Origin of the sequence: Enterorhabdus sp. P55, assembly GCF_009911695.1 — a bacterium.
Lineage (GTDB): Bacteria > Actinomycetota > Coriobacteriia > Coriobacteriales > Eggerthellaceae > Enterorhabdus.
In genome coordinates, this window is sequence record NZ_QWKK01000229.1 from 1 (window position 1) to 1,391 (window position 1,391).

The 1,391-nt window shown below is 74.6% G+C and carries 1 protein-coding gene; it reads right to left on the reverse strand.

All coding sequences use genetic code 11. From position 1 onward, the window contains the following. Positions 1-519: 519 nt before the first annotated feature. Positions 520-1,391 (reverse strand): hypothetical protein (locus D1643_RS10990; RefSeq protein WP_201751109.1); only part of this gene is annotated, 872 nt, incomplete at its 5' end.

Below are 1,391 nucleotides of genomic sequence, written 5' to 3' on the forward strand. Positions count from 1 at the left end.
CGACGGTGGGGGGAGCGGGGTCGGCGTCCGATCCGGCGGCGGGGGCGGGGGCGGCGATCCCGGCGGCGGCGCTCGGGCGCGGGGACGCGGGGACGCCCGCGGATGTTTCACGTGAAACATCCGCGGAGCCCCCCAGCGGGAAGGCCCGCGATGGCGAGGCGGCGTGCGCGGCGGAGGCGGGGGCGGAGGTATCGGCGAGCGCGGGAAGCGCAGAGGAGCCGGATATGGGGGCAGCGATAAGGACGGTGGCGGCAGAAGAGCCGCGGGGGGCCGCGGCGGGGGCAGCCGCGGCAGGGCCGGCGGGGCTGTCCGGGAGCAGGGGCGCAGGGACAGCAGCAGCCGGGCCGGCGGAGCTGCCCGGGCGCGGGGACGCGGGGACGCCCGCGGATGTTTCACGTGAAACATCCGCGCGGACTTCCGCTCGGGTGCCTTTCCCCTGGGGACTCGCCGGGCAAGCGATGTCCCGGGCGTCCCCCAAGCGGGCGCTCGTCGGACAGATGCGCATCGGCGAACCGGAGATCACGAGGAGGTGGTGGCGGCGTCTACGGCGTTGCCGCCGGGCTCAAGGGGCTTGTCCGGATCGTAGACGGGCGCATCGTCGTCAGCCGCCGAGCCTGAAGCGCCGGCAGCCCCGTCGGAGCCACCGCCCTCCGTGGTCGCGCCCGCGCCGCCATCGGGCGTCGCCCCCTCGGCGCCCGCGCCTCCTGCAGCAGACGCCCCGTCGGCGCCGGCGCCCGTTCCAGACCCGGCCCCGTCGGCGCTTCCCGCGTCTTCCACCTTGGCGCCCAGGACGCCGCCATCCTCAGAGGCCGCTTGCGCAGCAGCGTCTGGGGCAGCCGACTGGCGAGCAGCGTCCTGGGCGGCGCGCGCTGAGGCGGACGTGCGGCTGAGCAGCGTCACGTTCTTGCCCGAGGCCGGCGGCAGCGACTCGCCGCGAGCCGACGCCAGCAGCGCCTCCACCGTCCAGCCGAAATCGGCTGCCAGGGTGTCGCCCCAGGTGAAATCGCCGTCGATGATGGCCACCAACTGACGGTCGAGCGAGAAGCGATAGTGCCCGTTGCCCGTGAGCTTGGAGAAGCTGAAGGCGATGGTCTTGTCCTCCGGGTCAAGCTCGTAGCGATAGGACACCTCGTCGGTGAGCACGATGGAGTTGGGGGTGACGGTGATGGACGCGTCGGTGCCGTTGACGAACCAGACGCCCTGGATGTCCTCGGCGTCGTTGCCACCAAGCCAGCGAAAGCACGAGAACGCCACGGCCACCGCCAGCAGGACGGCGGCCAGCACGCCCAGCACGATGCGCACGACCAGCCAGCGGCGCGCCCGCACGCGGCGTCGGGCCTCGGCCTGGGCCTCCGCGGCCGCGCGGCTGCGGCGCTTCCCCGCACCCGGCG